Origin of the sequence: Ruoffia sp. FAM 26254, from assembly GCF_045528545.1 — a bacterium.
Taxonomy (GTDB): Bacteria; Bacillota; Bacilli; order Lactobacillales; family Aerococcaceae; genus Ruoffia; species Ruoffia halotolerans.
The window spans coordinates 1-18,705 of the sequence record NZ_JBGQQY010000023.1; the positions used below are offsets into that span (position 1 = coordinate 1).

The following is an 18,705-nucleotide window of genomic DNA, read 5'->3' on the forward strand; positions in this document are numbered from 1 at the left end:
CTTCTAAATTTAAGGTAATATTTAATTGAGCCATAATAATCTTCCTTTCAATGTTTGTCTGTCAACTACATTGTACCAAAGAGATTATTATGGTTTTTTACTTTTACACAATTATATGGGCTTTATCTCAATTAATCTTTCTACCTCCTCTATACTTTTTATTGTACTTGAATTGTAAAATTAAGCTAGAAAAATAAATAAACCATCTGCGGTACACTCAAATCAAATTTCCAACCACGAAAATTAGAGGAGTGACCACAAATGGCCTACACACATCTTACCATGAAAGAACTCGGGTGGATAGAAACTTATTATGATATTGGCTATAAAGCCTATGAAATTGCGAAGAAACTGGGACGATCCAATCAACCGATCTATAATGTTGTCAACTTCCTAAAAGAAGGTGGAACGGTTCATGACTACTTGGAACGTTATACACAGAATAAATCGAAATGCGGCGCCAAGAAAAAAACATTGACAAGTGAACAGTCTCAATACGTTAAGCACCGAGTGGCTGAGGGTTGGACACCCGATGTAATCATTGGTCGAGGTGAAGTAGATCTTGGCTGTTCTATGCGTACCCTCTATAGACGATTTAAAGATAGTACGCTCTTTGATATAACGACGTTACCCATGCAAGGAAAACGAAAACCGAATGGCCATAAAGAAACGCGCGGGAAACAAGGGGACAGAAGAACGCTTGATGACCGAAAACAAGCTTATCCTTCTTACCACAATGAATTTGGTCATTTAGAAGGTGATACCATCATCGGTAAAAACCATAAGAGTGCCGTGATCACCTTTGCGGAAAGAGCGTCTAAGTTAATCATTGCTTTAAAGACACCCGGCCGGAAGGCCGAAGACATCGAGGTCACCTTGACCAACTGGTTTAAACAGCTACCCAAGAATCTTTTTAAGTCGATAACGTTTGACTGTGGCAAGGAATTTTCCAACTGGAAAAGTTTAAGCAATCAACAGGATATTTCTGTTTTCTTTGCAGATCCGGGCTGTCCCTCTCAACGTGGCCTCAACGAACATTCGAATGGGCTCTTGCGTAAAGATGGATTACCTAAACAAATGTACTTCAATGAAGTGAACCAAGCGTTTATTTCTTCGGTCGCCATTCGTAGGAATAAGATTCCTAGAAAGTCTTTAAATTATAAGACCCCGTTGGAGGTCTTTCTTGAGAATGTGTCTGGGTTAAATTATTTCTAGCTTAAATTGACAAACGAAATATTTATAAACTTAATTTTTTACCATCAACCGTTGCTATAAATATTGTATGGATTTATTTGTTACTTTTGAATTCATAACGGTCATTGGATCTTAGAGAATAAAAAATAATCTCCTCTTATAAAATTACTTATTATTTTCTATAAATACATTAACTGTTTTTCTTACTTCTGCATCATTCCCCCTCAACATATGACCGCCACTTTTAAATATTTTCATAGTAAGATTTGGAAATCTGCTTGATACATTCACCATTTTATTTACATCCGTTAGTTTGTCATCTTCAGCTTGCATTATCAAGACAGGTACCTTTAGTGATTCAATATTATACTCATCAAAATTGGCTGCCATATCTGGATTATTGACCTCGCTATCTAATTTTATGCCGATTTTTTTCTTATCAATTGGCAACATCGATTTAATAATATCTTTGTCCATTCCCATAAATTTATTGAATAATGGACTTAATAAGTACATAGGATAGTTATTAACTAATACATCTGGTGGCCCCTGTTTATAATTCACTTTTTCAACTTTTGACTTTTCAGGCATTGCCGATGAATATAAAATCAGTCCCTTACATCTTTCTGGATAATCTAAGGCAAATCTAATTGCTAGCGTTCCTCCAGCTGAAGCTCCCATAATAAAGACTTTATCTATATTTAAATAGTCTAAAAGTTCAACGTATGCTTTTGCTTGTTCTTTAGGAGTCCCATCACCCTTTATATCACTATTTAAGTATCCAAATCTTGAGGGCGCGATTATTCTCAGATTGTTTGATAAATTAGCTATATTTTCATACCCCTGATCAAATCCTCCAAATAAACCATGATTAGAAAGGATTATCTCACCCTCACCCTTATCTAAATATTCCATTTTTCCGTACGATAAATTTGCAATCTTAGGCTCATATTTCTCTAAGTTTTTATTCGCTTGTTCCAATGAATTATCCATGTTAATCTTCATAAACAATAAATAAAATAATGTGATAAGCAATATGAATTTAAATACCACTTTCATTTCTTTACCTCATATCTATCACAAAAATCGTTCATTATTTCTGATAGTTCTTTCTCTCCTTCATTAATGGACTCGATATTTGTATCATATTTCTGAATTAGAAAAAATATTGGAGTATAAAAATTTATGGCCATTGTTTGAACATCATCTTTTATAAAATAATCATTGTCCATTAGGTATTGAAAAACTATTTTTTGATATTCAATAGGAGATTTAATGAATATTTCCATATATAAATCATCAATTTCTTGATTGTTATATCGGTCTTTTAATAGCATCTTCCTGAAGTTTGAAGCGGCTGTATCCAATAAATGATACTTGAATAAATCTATTGCTATATTTATAATTTCTTCCCTACTTTTATCAGCATATACTTTAGAATTTTCTCCGTTTTTTGGTAAAGACAAATTTTCTCTTTTTTCTTCTAACTGGCATCTAAAATATTCTATGCAGTGACTAAAAATATCTTGTTTACTTTTATAATGCTTATAAAGGCTTGGTGCCTTTATCCCTACATTTTCTGCTAATTCATTTAGTGATATTTCATTGAAACCCTTCATAGCAAATAGTTTTAATGATTCTCTTAAAATTTTCTCCTTCGTCTTCATTCCATACCCCCTTATGCTAATGTTCATTAGCCAACTCAATTATAAGCTAATATTCATTAGCTTGTAAATAACATTATTTAGTTAAAATAAATTTAGCCAGCTCAATGAATAATTGAGTCTGGCTTTTTAGTTACTTATTAAATAAGATAGTTGAAAATATTGTTGTCGACTTTATCTGTTTTTGTTACAATTCCCATTCTTCTCATCGAGTAACGAAATGTTTCTTCTCGTCATATTTCTGTTCTTGATACACAGATGAGCCGTCTTCAACTCTGCCATCGCTTTTCGGTTCCAATATATATTATATTAACTACTATGGAGATTCAAAGTATTTTGGCGGATTTTATAATGAACTTAGCCATTTAAAATAAAAAAAACGCCACGTGAATTCGGTGTTATATTGAAGTTACCACAACTCTCAATAGACAAGGATGAATTCACATGACGCAAACCCATGATAACACAGTTTCACGCAAGGGAAAACACCTTTCCTACTCAGAACGTTGCCAAATCGCTATCCTGAAAAAGGAAGACTATTCCAACCGTCAGGTTGCCAAAGTGCTGGGACGTGTTCCGCAAACCATAAACAATGAGCTTGATCGCGGAACCATCACCCAGTTAAAACGCCAAACGCAAAATGGAAAAGTGTATGACACCTACTATTCTGTTTATGACGCTGATGCAGGACAGGCCTTCTATGAAAAGCAACGACTGAACTGTGGCAGACGGCTCAAATGGGCGAACACAAATGCTTTCATTGACTGGGCAGATGACAAAATGTTAAATGAAAAATGGTCGCCGGACGTCCTGGTCGGATTTGCCAGAAAACACGCGCTGTTCGATTGTGCCATCATTCCTGGAACAACCGCTCTTTATCAATGGATTGACCGCGGAATCATGCGAACAAAGAACATGGACTTGCTTGAAAAACTGTCCCGTAAAATCAAAGCGGGCCGCCCAGGACACCGATCCAACAAGCGTGTTCTCGGGACGTCAATTGAAGAACGCCCTAAAGAAGTTGAAACCCGGGAAACATTCGGTCATTGGGAAATCGACACGGTCGTGGGAAACAAGACCAAGTCGGATGCCGTGCTGCTGACGCTGGCTGAACGGCAGACACGCTTTGAAGTCATCCTAAAGTTGAACGGGAAGGACACCGAATCGGTGGACCAAGCGGTTCAACAGCTAAGAGAACGGGCTGGCGCTAACTTCGATCAATTATTTAAGACCGTGACCTCCGACAATGGCTCGGAGTTTTCGAGGCTACACGATGCTCTGCAAGATGTAGCTGACGTCTATTTCAGCCACCCCTATGCTTCTTGGGAGCGTGGGACGAGCGAAAACCAGCACAAATTAATTCGCCGTTTCGTTCCCAAGGGAAGCCCGATTAGTGAGGTGAGCGAGAACCAGATTTTGCGGATCCAGCGTTGGATGAACGATTACCCGCGGAAAATTTTGGGTTATGCAATACCACATGACACATTTGTTCAAGCATTCAAGCAAGAACGATTGGGGGCTTGACCTATCATTACTTGACCTCGGCATGGCTTCATGTCTGGAAAGATGGCCTGAGGCCAGACTGGTCGGAAGACTACCATCCCTCAGTTCAATATCAGAGGGTCACTGATTTAGAATAACAAGGCAGTTACGGTACCAAACAAATGAGTTACCTGTAGTGGCTAACTTAAACTTGAAATTTACGAAAATGATTTTATGTCTACCGCAACGCTTTTTATATACTTTATAGCGTTTGTAGTAATCAATTGCTGAGTTACCTTGTTTCAAGAAATTAATAACGTTATAAATGGGCTGACGTGAACGCCTTAAGCGTTCAGCAATCATCGCAACAGAAATATTTTGATGATAATAAGATTCTATCATTACTAATTCATCCGTGGTAAGATGGGAGTAGGTCATTTATGATCACTCCTATTCTTCGTGGTGGAAGTATAGTTTGAGTGTATCATAAATGACTTTTTTATCTGTCTAGCTTAATTTTACAATCTACGTTTTATAAAATTGAATTCACCATTTTTCTTGTATATAGGGGTGAATTTTATGAAGAAAAACAAAGATTAAGTGTATCTAGAAATAGCACACATTGGAAAAGTTGAATTGCCGTCAGATGTAGAAAATCGAATATATTATCTACTCCGAGGCTAATATAATGAAAAAATGGTCCTCGATTTGGTCAAAAAACATGAAATTAAGACCTGGGATATTCTTGGTGACTATTGGTTTGAAAACGGAAAGCGTCTGCAAACGGATTTTATTGTTATGGCAAAAGATACTTGGTATGTCCTTGTAGTGAAAAATGACGACGGAAACTTTCAATATATAGATTTCGACTGCGTATTAAATAGCAAATTATTAAAAGACAATATCGTAACCAAAATTCAAGAGCGCAATAATCGCTTAACTCATATGGCAAGTGAGATACCGCATTCGGTCAATGTTACGGGTGCGATGATTTTATAAAGGAGCACTCACAAGTTAGCCTAGATACAAAAGTAAATTACGAAGTTGTCTTGCGCCATCAATTTAGATTCTACATTAAAAATATTAAACGCAAATCTGATTTCCCACTAATGGCGAGTTATCTTAAAGCTTGTCATGAAGTGTTCAATAGATATAGAGTAGCTAATCCATTTCAACCAGAAAGCTTGCAAGTAGAAAGTTTTTCAGGCATTCCTAAAGGGATTACGTGTTGTCAATGTCATAGTTTTAATACGATTGCTAAACATCACAGTATTACTGTAGAAAATGTGGTGTGAGAGAAACGAAGACAAAAGTAATTCTATGAGCTGCCTATCACATAAGAATCCTATACTTTGACCATCCACAAATGCTGACACCAAGAAATATTTATGATTTTATGGTTGGAATGATGGGCATTACCTCAATCAAGAAAATCATGAATAAGCATTATGATAAAGTAGGAGGGATTAATAAGTATTCCTATAAAAGGCATATGTAAATTGTAATTTTAAAATGTGAAACGAGACTTTTATTCGAAAAGCGATACTATGAGAATTCAAAGTGACGCTTTTAGTTGAAAAGCGATACTATGAGAAATCAAAGTGACGCTTTCAACCCAATTTCCTACTAAAGCAAAAAAGCCCGTCCCAAATCGCGAAGATTCGGGACGGGTTTTCATTTAATTATACTTTTATATTTTAAATAAATCATTTAAGGCTTCAGCCATCGTTGGGTGAGTGAAAATTTGATCTCTGAGTTGAGTGTAATCCATATCAGCGATCATTGCCGTTGAAATAATGTTAATAACTTCATGTGATTCTTCACCAAATAGGGTAGCACCAAGAATCTTATTCGTTTTGCTATCAATAATCGCTTTATATAAACCAGTTTGGTTATCTAATATTTTCGCTTTAGGAATAGAACTTACATCCAGACTGGCAACCTTGTAATCAAGACCTTGCTCACGCGCAGCAGTTTCTGATAAGCCGACCTGTGATAAAGGCGGCTCGATAAATGTTGTTGCAGGTACGTTTTTTCGACGGTCTGTACTATACGACTTGTCACCATAAATGAAGTCACGAATGATGCGGTAGTCATCAAGTGAGATATAAGTCTGTTGAGGACCACCATTAACATCGCCGAGTGCAAAAATATGTGGAAGATTAGTTTGTAAAAACTCATTCACTTCAACTGCACCTTTTTCTGAAACGGTGATGCCAGCCTTACCTAAATTCAAGTCTTCGATATTCGGTTTACGACCCGTTGCAACCAATAGGTGAGTGGCTTGAATCTCATGTTGGTCACCATTTATATTATAATAAATAGACACCGAATCAGCATTTTCTTTTACAGATTGCGTATTCGCATTCGTCACAATATTAATACCTTGAGCTTCAATTGCAGCAATCACAGCATCACGAACATCTGCATCTTCATCTTTAAGAATCGTATCGTTGCGATCAATTAATGTTACATTACTTCCAAATTGACTATAAATAGAAGCCAACTCTAAACCAACGGGACCAGAACCAATAATAGCCAAATCTTTTGGTAAATCAGTTAATTCAATTAGCGATTCAGAAGTCAAAATACGGTCACTTAATTCTAAACCATCAATATTAGGAATAAATGGACGCGCACCCGTATTAATAAAAATACGCTCAGCTTGAATTTCTTCAACGCCATCTTCAGTATGAACTTCAACGGTATTCTCATTAATAAATGAAGCCGTCCCATCTAGAACTTCAGCATTTTCTAAATCGGCAACTTTATGGTAATTTCCATTATTTAGTTTGCTGATTAACTCATTTTTAGCGTTCACAGCCATTGAATAGCCTAATTCATCACGTTTGAAAGCTAAGAATTTTAATTTCTTCGTTGGAATACAAGCAACATTTATACAAGTCCCGCCGTACATTTTCTTAGATTTCTCAACTAGAATAACATCCTCACCACGACTTGCGAATTCTCCCGCGAGCGTTTTACCCGCCTTACCAAAACCTATAATTAAATTTTTAACTTGTTTCATAAAACCACCCCTAACTCATATTGTACTACCATTAACAAAATTCACTAAACAAATTGCTTGTAGATAAAATAAAAACCCCTATAAAATAGGGGCTAGAGAAAGACATTAATTTTTTAAACTTTGAATTGGAGCTGGAATACGCCCACCACGATCAACGAATACTTTCGGAGAAGTTTGGTTTAATGGCATGACTGTACCAGAACCGAAGAGTCCACCGAAATCAAGTGACTCGTCATCTGAGCGACCAATCGCAGGAATCACACGAACAGCGGTAGTTTTAGAGTTAATCATACCAATGGCTGCTTCATCAGCAATCAAGGCAGAAACAACTTCTGGTGGTGTTGTTCCTGGAATAACAATCATATCCAAACCTACAGAACAGACGGCCGTCATCGACATTAATGTTTCAATATTTAAAGTACCATTGGCAGCCGCGGCAATCATCCCCGCATCTTCAGTCACAGGAATGAAAGCACCAGATAGCCCACCAACGTGAGATGAAGCCATCACGCCACCTTTTTTAACCGCATCATTTAACATGGCAAGTGTGGCGATTGATCCATGTGCACCTACTTGGTCTAAACCGATTTCTTCTAAGATATGCGCCACAGAATCGCCTACTGCTGGTGTTGGAGCTAAAGATAAATCAACAATTCCAAATGGAACACCTAGCATTTCAGAGGCTTGTGTCCCAACTAATTGGCCCATACGAGTGATCTTGAATGCTGTTTGCTTAATGGTATCAGCGACAACTTCTAATGAAGCCGATTTATCTAATTTTGCTAAAGCAGTACGCACCACACCAGGACCAGAAACGCCGACATTAATAACAACATCTGGCTCTCCAGATCCATGAAAAGCACCGGCCATAAAAGGGTTATCCTCAACAGCATTACAGAAAACGACAATCTTAGAAGCACCCATACACTCATTATCTTGTGTTAGTTCAGCAGCTTCACGAACGATATTTCCCATCATCGCCACAGCATCCATATTGATACCCGCACGGGTTGAACCAATATTCACTGAAGAACACACATGATTTGTCTCAGCCATGGCTTGTGGAATAGATTGAATTAATTCCAAATCACCTTTACTAAAGCCTTTGTGGACTAAAGCAGAATAACCACCGATATAGTTTACACCAATATCTTGAGCGACTTTATCTAAAACTCGCGCGTATTTTAAAGGATCGCCACCTGAGGCAGCAAGCAGTTGAGAGATAGGAGTGACAGCAATCCGTTTGTTTACAATCGGAATACCAAATTTACCTTCAATCAACTCACCAGTTTTAACTAAGTCTTTGGCAGATTTATAAATTTTGTTATAAATCTTCTCACAGGAACGATCAATATCCCCATCCGCACAATCAACTAAGGATATACCCATCGTAATGGTACGAATATCTAAGTTATCTTCTTTAATCATAGAAACAGTTTCAATAACATTTTGCATTTCTAACATGGTTTAACTCCTTAAATTCGGTGCATAGAATTAAAAATATCCTCATGCATCACGTGTATTTCCATCTCAGGGATACTTTCCTTCGTGTTCTGTTGAAATTCTTCAAATTCAATTGAAAGCTTATCAATATTCACTAACATCACCATCGTAAAGTAATCTTGCATAATCGTTTGTTCAACATCCACGACGTTTACATTGTATTTAGCGCATTGTGTCGCAACTTCTGCTAGAATCCCTACTTTGTCTTTCCCAATTACAGTAATAACAGCTTGCATTGTGTTAACCACCTTTTGATTTGTTTTGTAAATTATAGCACACCCGAAGAATTTTCCCTACATAAAATGAAAAAATAATTAGAAACGCGAAAATAGTCACTTTCCTATACATTATTTTATAATTTATTATAATGTAAATAGACTCATAGAAAGGGTGGCTAAGTATGAAGAAAGTTTATTATTCTAATAAAGCACCAAAGCCGATGGACCCATATTCGCAAGCCGTTCGTGTAGGAGATATGTTATATGTATCAGGTCAAATAGGCATTGATCCAGAAACTAATAAATTAGTTAAAGGGAATGCTGAAGAAGAAATGAAGCAAGTTTTCAAAAATATTGCCCATATATTAGATAGTGCAGGTTTGAATTTAACAAGCGTTGTAAAAGTTGTGTTATATATGAATGACATCGGTGATTCATCGATATTTAACGAAATCTATGCCATGAATTTTCACAAGCCGTATCCAGCTAGAAGTTCTTTTGCCGTAAGTAGTTTACCAATGGGAGCAAAAGTAAAAATGGAGGTCATTGCTCATTACGAGTCATAAAATAAGCTTAGTATTTTAAGTTATTGTTTGTATTAAAAAACATTATAATTTAGTAGAGAACTTCTAATGCAATCTGTTATAATAAATGTATAATAGAATTATGACTTATATTGAAGAGGAGAGAATTAAATAATGTCTAAAACATTTGCAATTAATGCTGGGAGCTCAAGCTTAAAATTCCAGTTATACAATATGCCAGAAGAATCAGTTATTGCTAAAGGGTTAGTAGAAAGAATTGGTATCAACAATTCAGTATTTACAATCGAATATGGTGATGATCAAGAGTTTACTGTAACAGAAGATATCGCAACTCATGCTCAAGCGGTTGATATGTTATTTGATAAATTAGAAGAATTCCAAATTATCACCGATCTAACTGAAATTACAGGTGTAGGGCACCGTGTAGTAGCAGGTGGAGAAATCTTTAAAGAATCAACTTTAGTTACTCCAGAAGTAATTAAACAAGTTGAAGACTTAAGTGAATTCGCACCTTTACATAACCCAGCAGAAGCAGAAGTTATGCATGTGTTTGAAGAGCGTTTACCACACGCAACTGCCGTAGCAGTATTTGATACATCTTTCCATACTTCAATGCCAGAAGTTAACTACTTATACAGCTTACCTTACGAATACTACGAAGACTTCCAAATCCGTAAGTACGGTGCTCACGGAACAAGTCATGATTTCGTAAGTAAACGTGCAGCTGAATTAATGGGCAAACCTATCGAAGACTTAAAAATCATTACGTGTCACTTAGGTAACGGTGCATCAATTACAGCCGTTGACGGTGGTAAATCTGTAGATACATCAATGGGATTCACTCCTTTAGCTGGTGTAACAATGGGTACTCGTACAGGTGATATCGATGCATCAATCATTCCATTCTTAATGGACAAATTAAACATCACTGATGTGAACGATGTAATCACAATTTTTAACAAAAAATCTGGTTTACTAGGTTTATCAGGTGTATCAAGTGATATGCGTGACGTTGAAGATGCTGCGGCAGAAGGTAACGAACGTGCACAATTAACGTTAGATATCTTCATGAATCGTGTTCAAAAATACATCGCTCAATACATCGCAGTTATGAACGGTGTTGATGCAGTAGTATTCACAGCAGGTATTGGTGAAAACTCTGGAATTACACGAAAATTAATCATGGACGGAATTACGTTCTTTGGTGGAGAAATTGATGACGAGCGTAACGACACTCGTAAAGAAGCATTAATTTCAACTGACGACTCAAGATTTGCAATCTACAACATTCCTACAAACGAAGAAGTAGCGATTGCACGTGACGTTGAACGCTTCAAATAATAATTAACATAATCAGACCGCAAACCTAATTGGTTGAGCGGTCTATTTTTAAAAGGAGGTCATGACAATGAGTGAAAGAGAATTAATGGATCAAAGCGGTATGCAAAGAACATTAAAGCGTATTGCCCATGAGATCTTAGAGAAGAATAAATCGACGGAAAAACTGGTGATTCTTGGAATTAAAACAAGAGGCGAGTTTTTAGCAAAACGCCTACAAGAAAAGGTCGAAGAAATAGAAGGCGTAAAATTACCGCTGGAAATTTTGGACATCACTTTCTATCGCGATGATTTATCTAAAAAATCTGTCAGTCCTGAAGTAAAAGCTGTTTCTTTTGAACATGATTTAACTGGAAAGAAAGTAGTAGTAGTGGACGATGTTCTTTATACCGGAAGAACCGTTCGTGCAGCCATGGATGCCATCTTAGAAAATGCGCGCCCATCACACATTCAATTGGCTGTTCTTGTTGATCGCGGACACCGAGAATTACCAATTCGACCAGACTATGTTGGAAAGAATATTCCAACATCTAAGCAAGAGAGAGTCAAAGTAGAAGTTGAAGAAGTTGACGGAAAAGATTTAGTCAGTGTATTAGATTAAAAAAAGTGGGGAACAGGCTCTTAAAATTGAGTCTGTTCCCCACATTTTTTATGTTATTTTTTTCCATTGTTGGCTTTGAATAACCAATAAAAGACAAATACCATAAAGAAGACGACGAAGAGTGCTGCTAACATCCAAATTAACATTAAGTCAATCAGATTATTTACGACTAAAATAAAGCCGAGAATCCCCACTAAAAATAGCAATATACTAAAAATAATAATAACTTTATTGGAATAATCGCCGAATACTTCGAGTAAAGTCCGTCTATAGATTAATAAATATGCACCCAATATCATAAACATAGCAGGAAAAGCATAAATTAAAATATTAAATATCATTTGTAAACCTTCCTTTGATTAATTTTCTTTGAATTCATTGCCTTTATAATAACTGATCGCAAGCTGGGTCCGATCACGCAACTCCAACTTCAGTAACAGTTGTGATATATAGTTTCGAACTGTTCCTTCACTCAGATAAAATTTTTCGGCAATTTCTTTATTATTCAAGCCTTCTGCGACAGCTTGATAAATATCTAATTCACGAGGTGTGAGTTCACTCAATATTTCTTGATTTGATTGAGAGACTGATTGAGCAACGTTATTCACGATAGTATTATCGAGAACGGTCTGATTATTAAGAACAGCTTCAATGGCTGGCAAGATACTTTTAATATTTTGCTTTAAGATATAGCCTGTACACCCTAATTGAAGGGCAGCTTGTATGAAATCTGAGTCTTCAAAAGTAGTAACGAGTAGAATTTTTGCTTGCGGAAATTCACTCAAAATAGTCGAAGCAGCATCGATTCCGGATTTATCTTGCATTCGAATATCTAACAATGTGATGTCTGGCTTGTAAATTGAGTAATTAGCAATGGCTTCTTCAGCAGAATAGCCGGTTATTATTACTTCGTAGCCACCATTCTCAATAATTAAACTCAAAGATTCTACTACTATTGGATCATCATCAATAATCATTACAGTTGTCAACATGTTCACCCCTTTTATCATGTTTCTTTAATTGTAGTTGAATTTACAATGATTGTCACGGAAGATTAAAAAAAGTACCAGAGATGAAGTGAATCATCTCTGGTACTCGACTAAAATTAAGCAAAATTAGAATAATTGCTTATATATTAGCTAGCTTTTTCCGCTTGATCGCTAGATGTTTTGATAGCTAAAACGATTAAAATGACATACCAAATAATTTTTAACCAAGGCCAATTACGCATGTTCATTCCTCCTATCTTTATATGTCTTATTATACCTAATTTCATCTTAAATTACATTAAATTTGACTGTTATAAGTCATTAGGTTTATAAGAAGAACCCATGTTTGGTGACGTTACTAATAAAATGTATAATGAAATTGAATTAATGAAGGAGGAGTAATATGAAGATTGAACATATTGGCATGTGGGTTAAAGATATTGAAGAGACACGACAATTTTATGAAACTTATTTTGACGCTTCTGCAAATGATTTATATCACAATGAGAAAAAAGGGTTTAAATCATACTTTTTAACATTCGCAAGTGGGGCACGATTAGAAATTATGCATCGTGATGATATGACTGAAGCAGCAGGGGAATTGTTTGGTTATGCCCATTTAGCAATTAGTGTAGGGGACAAAGATGATGTCGATCAATTTACAAAGCGTTTAACTAATGATGGCTATGACTTATTAGATGGACCAAGAACGACAGGAGATGGCTATTACGAAGCAGTTGTTCTTGATCTAGATGGAAACCGTATCGAACTAACAACAGATTAAATTGCAGTAAGCCTCAAGTGTTCAATAGTTAACACTCGAGGCTTATATTAATGTGCACAAAAAAAGTCGGCTGTAAAGCCGACTAAAAGGCATCCGGTGGTGCCGTTTTCGTATATATATGTTATTGAACCTGCAAGTAATTACAGGTGGGCTCCACACTTGCTTTTTCTGACTTCCAAGTGTAAAAGGCTTGTCATAGAAACAAGATCATAGGATCCCGAGATAAAAAGAAATGTTCGGTCCACACAATATATATACAACGTACACCTCAGAGAACCTTTGTTAAATACATTATAGCACTAATATAATAAATTGCAACAAAATAAGATGTGTTGCCCTGACAAGCTTGTAAAGGGTTACTGACACAGATAGGTATCGTTATTATTGTTTAATTTGCTTATATATTTGAGCGAGAGCTTCTTCATATTTACCTGTAGGATCAGGTTCGAAGTATTGACGACGCTTCAAATTATCAGGTAAATATTGTTGTTCGACATAATGGTGCGGGAAATCATGCGGGTATTTATATTCAACACCACGACCTAATTTTTCAGCACCGGAGTAGTGAGCGTCACGAATATGATCGGGCACTTGTCCGACATTACCCGCTGAAATATCTGCCATTGCACTGTTTAAGGCACGATAAGTTGTGTTTGATTTAGGACTTAAAGCTAAATCGGCGACCGCAAAAGCTAATGGGATCCGCGCTTCAGGCAAGCCAACTTTTTCAGCTGCTGTCACAGCCGAAACTGTCCGTGAAGTAGCTCCAGGATTTCCTAAACCAATATCTTCATAAGCAATAATCAATAACCGCCTACAAGCAATAGTTAATTCACCTGCTTCTAATAAAACTGCTAAGTAATACATCGCTGCATCGACATCGCTCCCTCGAATTGATTTTTGAAGGGCAGAGATGGCGTCGTAATGAGCATCTCCATCTTTATCATGCGTCATCCGTTTATGTTGCAGACATTCTTCAGCGACGTCTTGTGTAATTTTAATGACATTATCTTTATCGGGTTTGGTTGATAAGACAGCCAATTCTAGGGCATTTAAGGCAGAGCGAATATCGCCATTGGTCACATGAGAGAAATGATTTAATATATCATCTGGAATCTCTACATTATATTCACCTAAGCCGATGTCATTATCTTCTAGGGCTCTTTGAAGACCTAATTTAATATCTTCGGGAGCCAAAGGTTTTACTTCAAATATTTGTAATCGACTTCGAATCGCCGGATTAATGGTGATGTATGGATTTTCAGTAGTAGCTCCAATGAGTATGACCCGACCATTTTCTAGATGAGGTAGTAAATAGTCTTGCTTCACTTTATTTAAGCGATGAATTTCATCAAGTAACATAATAACAGTTCCCGACATCTTCGCTTCTTCAACGACTACTTCCATGTCTTTTTTAGAATCTGTGGCAGCATTTAAGATCCGAAAAGCATATTTCGTACTACCCGCAATGGCACTGGCGATACTTGTTTTACCTGTACCAGGAGGTCCGTAAAGAATCATCGATGATAGACGTTCTGAAATCACCATCCGTCGTATAATTTTTCCTTCGCCAACAAGATGTTTCTGTCCCAAAACTTCGTCAATATGTTTAGGGCGCATACGGTAAGCTAATGGTTGTTGCATAAGATACTCCTTTCGCAATAAGTTGTATTCATTGTTTATATATGTAAACTAAATAATAATTATCTAATGTATTATATATGATATTTGAATTAATTGATAATTTCTAGATTAAAGTTATTATTTTATATATTGATAAACTTAGATATTGCAGTTATTCAAACTTGTGTTATAATGTTAAAGTTGTATTAATAGACATGTTGAAAGGAGGGTTTAAATGGTTTATTTAGATAATGCTGCGACGACAGCAGTGCGACCAGAAGTTCTGGAAGTGATCCATGATTCATTACTGAATGATTATGGGAATCCATCAAGCACATATCGCCTTGGAAAAAAAGTAAAGCACTCAATGATCCAAGCACGTAAACAGCTCGCAGAGCTATTGAATGTGGACGAATCAGAAGTTTACTTTACAAGTGGTGCGACTGAAGCAAACAATTGGGCAATTCGCTCTCAAGCCGAGAAGTCAAAAGAATTAGGGCAAGGAAATCATATTGTGACTACCGCAATTGAACATCCGTCCGTTACAAACGTAACGAAATATCTTGAGACTCAAGGCTTTGAAGTAACATATATTCAACCGAATGAAAGAGGTGAGATAACAGTCCAGCAGTTCATAGACGTTACAACTGATCAAACAATTGGTTGGATTGCGATGGCAGTTAACAATGAAGTTGGTTCAATTCTGCCCATCTTTGAGTTAGGTGAAGAAGCGAATGAGCGCAATCTATGGTTTCACATTGATTCTGTTCAAGCAGTAGGGCCAATGGCTTATGACTATTCACAGTTGAAATGCACGACCTTTGTTGGTTCTGCCCATAAGTTTAATGGTCCAAAAGGGATTGGCTTCTTAATATATCGTTCTTTCCAAGAACATAACCATCTTGGACCCTTACTTTATGGTGGCGGTCAAGAAAATAAGATGCGATCAGGTACTGAGAATGGCCCTTATATCTTAGGGATGGTAAAAGCACTCGAATTGACTTTCGCTGAGCAAGAAGAAACATATAGTAAATATGAAAAGTTACATCTTTATTTAATTGAGGCGCTGAATGAACGTGATATTGAATTTGAAATTAATGGCGATATGAATAATCGAGTACCATATATCAATAATTTGTGGTTTAATGGTAATATAGCAAGCCAAATGCTAATAAAAATGGATTTAGATGATGTTTATATCTCAGCGGGAAGTGCATGTTCCGCAGGGAGTCTCATTGAGAGTGACATTTTAAAAGCTTATTACCCCGATCAACCAGAACGGTGGAGCCAAAGTTTACGAATTTCATTCGGTTATCAAACTACACGAGAAGACATCGATCAATTTATCCATAGTTTAAAGAAAATATCAGAGGGGAAGATCGATTTATGGCATTCAAAGAAACTGCAGAATTAAAAGGATTCAACCGTACATTTAGTGTGAGCCCAGAGGCACGTCCATACACTTTACGTGATAATGGCTTTACTGACACAAAAAGTGGGAACTTTATTTATAAAAGAGCACTAGACTCTACACATAAACAAGGTCTTGTATTAAAAGTAACTGTTGATAAAGATCTAAAAGGACTTAAAATATCAACAGTGAACGAAAAAGGTCTAACTGCCGTAGATATTTCAAAATTAGATAATAATAGCATGATCGTTGAAAAAGTGAATTTTATCTTTGATGGCTTTGTTGACCGTAATGTATTAAACGAAAAATAAAAACAAAAATAAAAGTTATAGAAAGGAAATGACAATGTCAGATAACAGCAATACTAGAGTTGTCGTAGGAATGAGTGGCGGTGTGGATTCATCCGTCACAGCATTGCTATTAAAAGAACAAGGTTATGATGTAATTGGGTTATTTATGAAGAATTGGGATGACACGGATGAATTCGGAGTCTGTACTGCAACAGAAGACTATAAGGACGTGGCTTTAGTAGCTGAACAGATTGGAATTCCTTACTATTCTGTAAACTTCGAAAAAGAATATTGGGACCGTGTGTTTGAGTACTTCTTATCAGAATACAAAAAAGGACGCACACCTAATCCAGATGTTATGTGTAATAAAGAAGTGAAATTTAAAGCATTCTTAGATTATGCTTTAGATCTAGGTGCAGATTATGTTGCGATGGGGCACTACGCACAGGTGAAACGTGATTTAGATGGAACCGTTCATTTATTACGTGGTGCAGATAATAATAAAGACCAAACATACTTCTTAAACCAATTATCACAAGAACAATTACAAAGAAGTTTATTCCCATTAGGGCATTTACAAAAATCAGAAGTACGTGAAATTGCTGAAAAAGCAGGCTTAGCAACTGCTAAGAAAAAAGATTCTACTGGAGTTTGTTTCATTGGAGAACGTAACTTTAAAGAATTCTTATCAAATTACTTACCGAACAAACCGGGTAGAATGATGACACTTGACGGAGAAGTTAAAGGTGAACATTCAGGTTTAATGTACTATACTATCGGTCAACGCCAAGGTTTAGGAATTGGTGGGGGCGGCGATTCTAACGAGCCATGGTTTGTCATTGGTAAAGATACTGAAACACAAACTTTATATGTTGGTCAAGGATATCATCATGAAAACCTATACTCTGATTACTTAGAAGCATCAGATTTAAGTTTCACTAGTCCTTTACCAGTGGACGGAACATTTGAATGTACAGCAAAATTCAGATACCGTCAACAAGACGTTGAAGTTAAAGTTGAGATCGATGCTGAAGCAGATTTTGCTACAGTTTACTTTAAAGAACCTGTTCGTGCAATTACACCAGGTCAAGCGGTAGTCTTCTATGATGGAGACGAATGTTTAGGTGGCGGAACGATTGATGCTGCATTCTCAAACAGCCAAAAAAGACAATACGTATAAGTAATAGACTGAAGAAGGTCAGAGTGATTCGTCACTCTGACCTTTTTTAATACCATAATATATTCGACTATTAAAGGTTAAGCAGTTTTTATTTTATTCGAAAAGAGTGTTAACAAGAATTTCATCGCCGGCATTCAAATTATTTCGAATCACATGCTCAAAATAATTAAGTGAACACAACCTTTATAAGACAAATAGCAATCAAAGAAGTTCGTGTGAGAACAACTTTGAGTTTTTTTTACTATTCTTTAATTAAAATTCATCTTGATATATATATGATATGGCATATTGGACATACAATTCTGCGCTAACTTTTAAAGATTCCTCGACCACATTTAAACAAGCATGGTAGTGAGGGCAGTCTGAGCCTTTAGAGATGTTGCGTGTTCCGACTGTCGCAAAGGCACTATTAATATAGTTCGTGTACTCACCAAAATCTTTGCCTCCCATTGTTGGTGGAAAGTCTCCGACTGAATCTTCACCGAATGAATTTATCGCAATCGATTGAACTAACTGAGCGCTTTGTGTTTCATTAATTACGGAATCTAATAATCGATGATACTCAAATTTAACTGTACCACCATACATCTCTGCGGCTCTTTCAGCATAGCGCTTCATTTCTGTTTCTACGATATCACGAGTTTTAGCATCAAAGGTTCGTACGGTACCTTCAAGCTTAGCTTTCTCGGCAATGATGTTAAAAGGCTCACCAGCCTCTACTTTACCGACATTTAAAACAGTTGCTTCCATCGGATCAGTCGCTCTAGAGGTAATGGTTTGGATATGTGCAATGTACTGAGACACCATCACTATTGCATCTTTAGTCATACGTTAACTAGAAAAATCTAAAAAATA

19 protein-coding genes, 1 other RNA gene and 1 pseudogene are annotated in these 18,705 nt (G+C 36.5%); 10 read left to right on the forward strand and 11 right to left on the reverse strand.

What is annotated here, in order from left to right; all coding sequences use genetic code 11:
* The first annotated feature begins 261 nt into the window (after positions 1 to 261).
* The gene (locus ACEN3Z_RS06850) at positions 262 to 1,215 is read left to right on the forward strand and encodes an IS30 family transposase (RefSeq protein ID WP_407090270.1); all 954 of its coding nucleotides are present in this window, start codon (positions 262 to 264) and stop codon (positions 1,213 to 1,215) included.
* Positions 1,216 to 1,359: 144 nt separating this feature from the next.
* Here the strand turns inward: ACEN3Z_RS06850 and ACEN3Z_RS06855 are convergent, their stop codons facing one another.
* Both ACEN3Z_RS06855 and ACEN3Z_RS06860 read right to left on the reverse strand, forming a co-directional pair.
* The gene (locus ACEN3Z_RS06855) at positions 1,360 to 2,253 is read right to left on the reverse strand and encodes an alpha/beta fold hydrolase (RefSeq protein ID WP_407090271.1); all 894 of its coding nucleotides are present in this window, start codon (positions 2,251 to 2,253) and stop codon (positions 1,360 to 1,362) included.
* Positions 2,250 to 2,861, reverse strand: coding sequence for a TetR/AcrR family transcriptional regulator (locus ACEN3Z_RS06860; protein ID WP_407090272.1), 612 nt, complete (start codon positions 2,859 to 2,861; stop codon positions 2,250 to 2,252). The genes ACEN3Z_RS06855 and ACEN3Z_RS06860 overlap by 4 nt, the downstream gene beginning before the upstream one ends.
* A 441-nt stretch (positions 2,862 to 3,302) precedes the next feature.
* Between ACEN3Z_RS06860 and ACEN3Z_RS06865 the strand changes: the two genes are divergently transcribed.
* Positions 3,303 to 4,382 (forward strand): IS30 family transposase, encoded by a 1,080-nt coding sequence (locus tag ACEN3Z_RS06865; RefSeq protein WP_407090273.1) that lies wholly within the window; start codon positions 3,303 to 3,305, stop codon positions 4,380 to 4,382.
* A gap of 183 nt (positions 4,383 to 4,565) precedes the next feature.
* Here the strand turns inward: ACEN3Z_RS06865 and ACEN3Z_RS06870 are convergent.
* Positions 4,566 to 4,778: pseudogene (locus ACEN3Z_RS06870) on the reverse strand (helix-turn-helix domain-containing protein); the annotation flags it as partial.
* A 270-nt stretch (positions 4,779 to 5,048) separates the two neighbouring features.
* Here ACEN3Z_RS06870 and ACEN3Z_RS06875 point away from each other — a divergent pair.
* Positions 5,049 to 5,339, forward strand: coding sequence for a hypothetical protein (locus ACEN3Z_RS06875; protein ID WP_407090274.1), 291 nt, complete (start codon positions 5,049 to 5,051; stop codon positions 5,337 to 5,339).
* 691 nt (positions 5,340 to 6,030) lie between these two features.
* Here the strand turns inward: ACEN3Z_RS06875 and ACEN3Z_RS06880 are convergent.
* The 3 genes from ACEN3Z_RS06880 to ACEN3Z_RS06890 all read right to left on the reverse strand — a co-directional run bounded on the left by ACEN3Z_RS06880 (position 6,031) and on the right by ACEN3Z_RS06890 (position 9,107).
* On the reverse strand, positions 6,031 to 7,368 hold the full coding sequence (locus tag ACEN3Z_RS06880; protein WP_407090275.1) for an FAD-dependent oxidoreductase: 1,338 nt from the start codon (positions 7,366 to 7,368) through the stop codon (positions 6,031 to 6,033).
* A gap of 105 nt (positions 7,369 to 7,473) precedes the next feature.
* On the reverse strand, positions 7,474 to 8,832 hold the full coding sequence (locus ACEN3Z_RS06885; protein ID WP_138404625.1) for a PFL family protein: 1,359 nt from the start codon (positions 8,830 to 8,832) through the stop codon (positions 7,474 to 7,476).
* Positions 8,833 to 8,843: 11 nt separating this feature from the next.
* A complete protein-coding gene (locus tag ACEN3Z_RS06890) occupies positions 8,844 to 9,107 on the reverse strand; it encodes an ACT domain-containing protein (RefSeq protein ID WP_138404626.1) in 264 nt (87 codons plus the stop codon).
* 164 nt (positions 9,108 to 9,271) lie between these two features.
* Between ACEN3Z_RS06890 and ACEN3Z_RS06895 the strand changes: the two genes are divergently transcribed.
* The 3 genes from ACEN3Z_RS06895 to pyrR all read left to right on the forward strand — a co-directional run bounded on the left by ACEN3Z_RS06895 (position 9,272) and on the right by pyrR (position 11,573).
* Positions 9,272 to 9,655 (forward strand): Rid family detoxifying hydrolase, encoded by a 384-nt coding sequence (locus tag ACEN3Z_RS06895; protein WP_407090276.1) that lies wholly within the window; start codon positions 9,272 to 9,274, stop codon positions 9,653 to 9,655.
* A 132-nt stretch (positions 9,656 to 9,787) separates the two neighbouring features.
* On the forward strand, positions 9,788 to 10,975 hold the full coding sequence (locus ACEN3Z_RS06900) for an acetate/propionate family kinase (RefSeq protein WP_138404628.1): 1,188 nt from the start codon (positions 9,788 to 9,790) through the stop codon (positions 10,973 to 10,975).
* Between the two features lie 67 nt (positions 10,976 to 11,042).
* Positions 11,043 to 11,573 (forward strand): bifunctional pyr operon transcriptional regulator/uracil phosphoribosyltransferase PyrR, encoded by a 531-nt coding sequence (gene pyrR / locus ACEN3Z_RS06905; RefSeq protein ID WP_407090277.1) that lies wholly within the window; start codon positions 11,043 to 11,045, stop codon positions 11,571 to 11,573.
* Between the two features lie 53 nt (positions 11,574 to 11,626).
* On the opposite strand, the gene ACEN3Z_RS06910 is transcribed toward pyrR, so the two are convergent.
* Together ACEN3Z_RS06910 and ACEN3Z_RS06915 are read right to left on the reverse strand one after the other, a co-directional pair.
* The gene (locus tag ACEN3Z_RS06910) at positions 11,627 to 11,914 is read right to left on the reverse strand and encodes a hypothetical protein (RefSeq protein WP_407090278.1); all 288 of its coding nucleotides are present in this window, start codon (positions 11,912 to 11,914) and stop codon (positions 11,627 to 11,629) included.
* Positions 11,915 to 11,932: 18 nt separating this feature from the next.
* On the reverse strand, positions 11,933 to 12,565 hold the full coding sequence (locus ACEN3Z_RS06915) for a response regulator (protein WP_407090279.1): 633 nt from the start codon (positions 12,563 to 12,565) through the stop codon (positions 11,933 to 11,935).
* A 400-nt stretch (positions 12,566 to 12,965) separates the two neighbouring features.
* Here ACEN3Z_RS06915 and ACEN3Z_RS06920 point away from each other — a divergent pair, with 400 nt between their 5' ends.
* On the forward strand, positions 12,966 to 13,346 hold the full coding sequence (locus ACEN3Z_RS06920) for a VOC family protein (protein WP_138404632.1): 381 nt from the start codon (positions 12,966 to 12,968) through the stop codon (positions 13,344 to 13,346).
* A gap of 86 nt (positions 13,347 to 13,432) precedes the next feature.
* On the opposite strand, the gene ssrS is transcribed toward ACEN3Z_RS06920, so the two are convergent.
* Both ssrS and ACEN3Z_RS06930 read right to left on the reverse strand, forming a co-directional pair.
* Positions 13,433 to 13,624: non-coding RNA, 6S RNA (gene ssrS / locus ACEN3Z_RS06925), on the reverse strand.
* A gap of 103 nt (positions 13,625 to 13,727) precedes the next feature.
* Positions 13,728 to 14,990 (reverse strand): replication-associated recombination protein A, encoded by a 1,263-nt coding sequence (locus tag ACEN3Z_RS06930; protein WP_407090280.1) that lies wholly within the window; start codon positions 14,988 to 14,990, stop codon positions 13,728 to 13,730.
* Positions 14,991 to 15,204: 214 nt separating this feature from the next.
* Between ACEN3Z_RS06930 and ACEN3Z_RS06935 the strand changes: the two genes are divergently transcribed.
* From ACEN3Z_RS06935 to mnmA, 3 genes are read left to right on the forward strand one after another with little or no spacing between them, the layout of a single operon-like run.
* Positions 15,205 to 16,383, forward strand: a complete 1,179-nt coding sequence (locus ACEN3Z_RS06935; RefSeq protein ID WP_407090281.1) for a cysteine desulfurase family protein — start codon at positions 15,205 to 15,207, stop codon at positions 16,381 to 16,383.
* Positions 16,356 to 16,691 (forward strand): cysteine desulfurase, encoded by a 336-nt coding sequence (locus ACEN3Z_RS06940; RefSeq protein WP_407090282.1) that lies wholly within the window; start codon positions 16,356 to 16,358, stop codon positions 16,689 to 16,691. The genes ACEN3Z_RS06935 and ACEN3Z_RS06940 overlap by 28 nt, the downstream gene beginning before the upstream one ends.
* Positions 16,692 to 16,725: 34 nt before the next feature.
* Positions 16,726 to 17,850, forward strand: a complete 1,125-nt coding sequence (gene mnmA, locus ACEN3Z_RS06945; protein WP_407090283.1) for a tRNA 2-thiouridine(34) synthase MnmA — start codon at positions 16,726 to 16,728, stop codon at positions 17,848 to 17,850.
* Between the two features lie 252 nt (positions 17,851 to 18,102).
* Here mnmA and ACEN3Z_RS06950 read toward each other — a convergent pair whose 3' ends face one another.
* Positions 18,103 to 18,678, reverse strand: a complete 576-nt coding sequence (locus tag ACEN3Z_RS06950) for a peptidase dimerization domain-containing protein (protein WP_407090284.1) — start codon at positions 18,676 to 18,678, stop codon at positions 18,103 to 18,105.
* Between the last annotated feature and the right edge of the window lie 27 nt (positions 18,679 to 18,705).